The following is a 3611-nucleotide window of genomic DNA, read 5'->3' as shown; positions in this document are numbered from 1 at the left end:
ATATTTCCGCGGTAAATGTCCCAGTTTTCAAATCGGGAATAACTATTCTTGTATATGGCTGTTTCAGATAATCCGCAAACACTATTTTATTTTTTTTCATTTTAACTCCTCAATCTTTATCATATCTTCTTCAAGTTGGTTGAGTATATTATCGGAAGTACCAAGGGGTAAATCGCCTCCATGATGTGGGATAGCCAGTGGACGCAATTCCTTGAAATTCAGATTTATCCAGGTTGGCTCTTTGCCTCTATTAAATAATGTTCGGCCCAATTTTTTAGCCATTCTCTCCATTTCAATACATTTAATTACTTTTTTCTTTTTAAAACATTCAAATTCCCTTCTTAGCTTTATTTTATTCTTCATGCTATTACTGGTAATATCATTTGAATTATAGAATGGGTTTTTTCAAATGTCAATACTTTTAAGACTGAATTGTATTTTCATAGAGGAACCCATTTGACCCACCCCAATTTTAATGATAAAATATAATATGAATAGGTTGTGTATCACTCTTAAATTATTAAAATAAAAATGTGTGAAAACTGCGCCTCATTTGCTTACACAAAATTCCCCGAAACCCTATTAAATAAAGGGCTCTATCATATTATAAATAGTTTTAATCCTTAACAATTCGTGCCAGCCACAAGGAGGATGCCGTGGTCAACTACGAAAAATTCTTTTCCAATACCGCCAAGAGCATGAAGCGCTCCGAGATCCGCGAGCTTTTGAAGCTCACCGCCAAGCCGGGCATCATCTCGTTCGCTGGCGGCCTGCCCGCCCCCGACCTCTTCCCGGTCGAAGAGATCAAGGAAATGTCGCGCATCGTCATGGAGCGCGAGGGAAAGACCGCGCTGCAGTACGGTCCTACCGAGGGCGACAATCGCCTTCGCGAGGAGCTGGCCAAGCTGATGCAAAGGGACGGGGTGGACATAACCAGCAACCATCTTCTGATCGTCACCTCGTCGCAGCAGGGTCTGGACCTGGTCGGCAAGATCTTCGTCGACCCGGGCGACGTGGTCATGACCAGCCGCCCGACCTACGTCGGCGCCATCCAGGCCTTCAATTCCTATGGCGCCAAAATGATCGGCATCGAACAGGACGAGGAAGGGACGCAGACGGCTTCGCTGGAAGCCGAGATCGACCAGCTGGCCGCCAAGGGTTCCAAGCCGAAGTTCATCTACGAGATACCCGATTTCCAGAACCCCTCGGGCATCACCATGTCCCTGAAGCGCAGGAAGGAACTCCTGCGCATCGCCGAAAAGCACGACCTGATCGTGGTCGAGGACTCCCCCTACCGCCAGCTGCGCTTCGAGGGCAAGACCGAGCCGTCGCTGCTGGGCATGAACCCCGACCGCGTCCTCGGGCTTTATACCTTCAGCAAGATCCTGCTGCCGGGCTTCCGCCTGGGCTGGATGGCCGGCCCCAATGAGCTGATCCAGAAGGCGGTGACGGCCAAGCAGTCGGTCGACCTGTGCTCGCCCCCTTACAACCAGGCCATTCTCTACGAGTTCCTGCACCGCGGCCTGCTCGAGAAGCAAATTTCCGTCATCATCAAGGCCTACCGGGAAAAGCGCGACTTTATGCTCTCCATGCTCGCCAAATACATGCCCAAGCTTCCCGGCCTGAAATGGACTCAGCCCCATGGCGGCCTGTTCCTGTGGGTCACCCTGCCGGAAAGCATCGACGCCGGCGAGATGTTCCACGCCGCCATCGAGAAGCAGGTGGCCTACGTGGTCGGCTCAGCCTTCTATCCCGACGGCGGAGGCCACAACTCCTTCCGCATGAATTTCTCCTATTCCAGCAAAGCCGAGATCGAGGAAGGGGTCAAGCGGCTGGGCGAGGTCATCGCTTCTTGGAAAGGCGGCGAGGAAACGGCGATCATGACGCCATGACCGACAGGGTTTAGGGTATAGGGTACAGGGATTAGGGGAAAAAGGCAATCTTGTAGACTTGATTACTAGATAACTTGCTGGATTCTAGCGCTGACTGTAAACGGCACCCAAACGACGGGCGAGCCGCCGTTTTCAAACCAGTCGATCCCTTCGCTGACCATGTCGAACTTGAGCCAGTACTCCCCGGTTTTCCCGACTGCAGGAAGTTCGATGGCCACGCTGGCCCTTTCGCCGCCGGCCAGGGGCCGCGGCAGAAAAGCCCTGGCATAGTTTAAATCGAGCAGCCGCTTTTGCCGGTCGTGCAGCTGGGCGCCAAGGCGGACCAGGCGCCTTCCCGAGAAAGCCTCCCGGAGCCATAGGGCGCCGCCCCGGTTTTTCACTTCGACTTGCAGGCGCAGCGGTTCGCCGGCCCGGGCCGCCAGCCTGGCCGGGCCGAGTTTGATCGCGGCGATGAAGCGCTTGCCTTTGAGCGCCGAACCGATCTGGCTGCTGTCCCAGATTTCATGGTAGATTTTCTTCCAGGCCGGAGAAGCGATCCGGTACTTCGTCGACGCCGCGCCAGTCGGATGGTCGGTGATTTCCCAGGTCAGCCGGTCGACGCCTATTTTTTTCGCCAGGCGCCGCGCCTTGTGTAAATGACAGGACGCGTCATTCCACCTGAACAGGATATAGCGCCAATTGATGAAAGGCACCTCCCTTCCCAGGCGCTTTTTTTCATCGACCAGGGCCGCCATATTTTTGAGCAGCCTGGCAAAATCGCCGCCCTGGCGATAGCGGCCGTAGGTGCGCTGATCGGCGCCGTCCACGGAAAACGTGACTTCATCGATGCCCGACGCCGCCAGGCGGGAGATTTTCTTTTTATCGAAGAGAAGGCCGTTGGTGCTGGTGTACAGGTAGACATGCGGATAATTTTTTTTCACATGGTCGATCATGTCCAGCGCCTGGGGATGCAGGAAAGGCTCTCCGTAGTTGAAAAGATCGAGGCGTATCAGCCCCGGGCCGGTCTCGGCCAGCAGGGCGCGGAATTCCTCGAAGGGGAAAAATTTCCTTTCCCTGGTCGCGACGAGGCCGGCGCCAGGGGCGCATACGGCCTGGAAGCAGTTCAGGTTGCAGACGACCGTGGGTTCAACGAACAGCCGCGGCAGGACAGCGGAATCGAGCGGCCGCTGCGGGACCGGCTCATCGTCACCGAGGGGCCGCTTGAGCCCGCAGGGGAGGCAAAAACTGGAAAAGCCCGCGCTCAGCTCCTCCCGGATCCGCCGCACCTTCTGGCCGCGCCAGATCTCGCCGATGCGCTCGTGCTTCAGGTGGCCGAGCGGCCGCTCCCCTTTCGGGTCGGCGCAGCCGCAGACCACTTTGCCGTCGCAGAGAACGACCAGTATTTTGTCGATCCAATCGCAGGTGAAACGAGGCACTTATCCGATTTTATTCTTGACTTCGCTCATGATCAGCTTGGAGATGGCTTTCAAGGTTTCTACCACCCCGTCCCCGCGCGAGGCGACGGCCTCGAGCACCGGCTCGTTCTTCTTGCGCAAGGCGGCGATCAGCTCGTTGGCCGGCGTGACATTGGGCAGGTCGCGCTTGTTCAGCTGCAGGATGTAGGGGATGGCGGCGAATTCAAGCTTGTAGTCATTGAGGTTTTCCAGCATGTCCTGGATGCTCTCCATATTGGCTTCGAATCGTTCCGTTTGCGAGTCGGCCACGAAAACCAGCCCGTCC

At 55.3% G+C, this 3611-nt stretch carries 4 protein-coding genes; 1 reads left to right on the top strand and 3 read right to left on the bottom strand.

The window, feature by feature from the left end:
- Positions 1-96: 96 nt before the first annotated feature.
- Positions 97-363: a hypothetical protein gene (locus NTW95_15800; GenBank protein MCX6558869.1), complete on the bottom strand. Its 267-nt coding sequence runs from the start codon at positions 361-363 to the stop codon at positions 97-99.
- Positions 364-656: 293 nt separating this feature from the next.
- Between NTW95_15800 and NTW95_15795 the strand changes: the two genes are divergently transcribed.
- Complete coding sequence (locus tag NTW95_15795; protein MCX6558868.1) at positions 657-1892, top strand: PLP-dependent aminotransferase family protein; 1236 nt, start codon at positions 657-659, stop codon at positions 1890-1892.
- 65 nt (positions 1893-1957) lie between these two features.
- On the opposite strand, the gene NTW95_15790 is transcribed toward NTW95_15795, so the two are convergent.
- Both NTW95_15790 and NTW95_15785 read right to left on the bottom strand, forming a co-directional pair.
- A complete protein-coding gene (locus NTW95_15790; GenBank protein MCX6558867.1) occupies positions 1958-3307 on the bottom strand; it encodes a radical SAM protein in 1350 nt (449 codons plus the stop codon).
- Positions 3308-3611 (bottom strand): GTPase domain-containing protein (locus NTW95_15785; GenBank protein ID MCX6558866.1); only part of this gene is annotated, 304 nt, incomplete at its 5' end. It abuts the gene before it with no gap.

The sequence above is a fragment of the Candidatus Aminicenantes bacterium genome (assembly GCA_026393795.1).
Lineage (GTDB): Bacteria > Acidobacteriota > Aminicenantia > UBA2199 > UBA2199 > UBA2199.
Note: the sequence above shows the minus strand (reverse complement) of the source record. Positions and strands in the feature narration are given on the sequence as shown.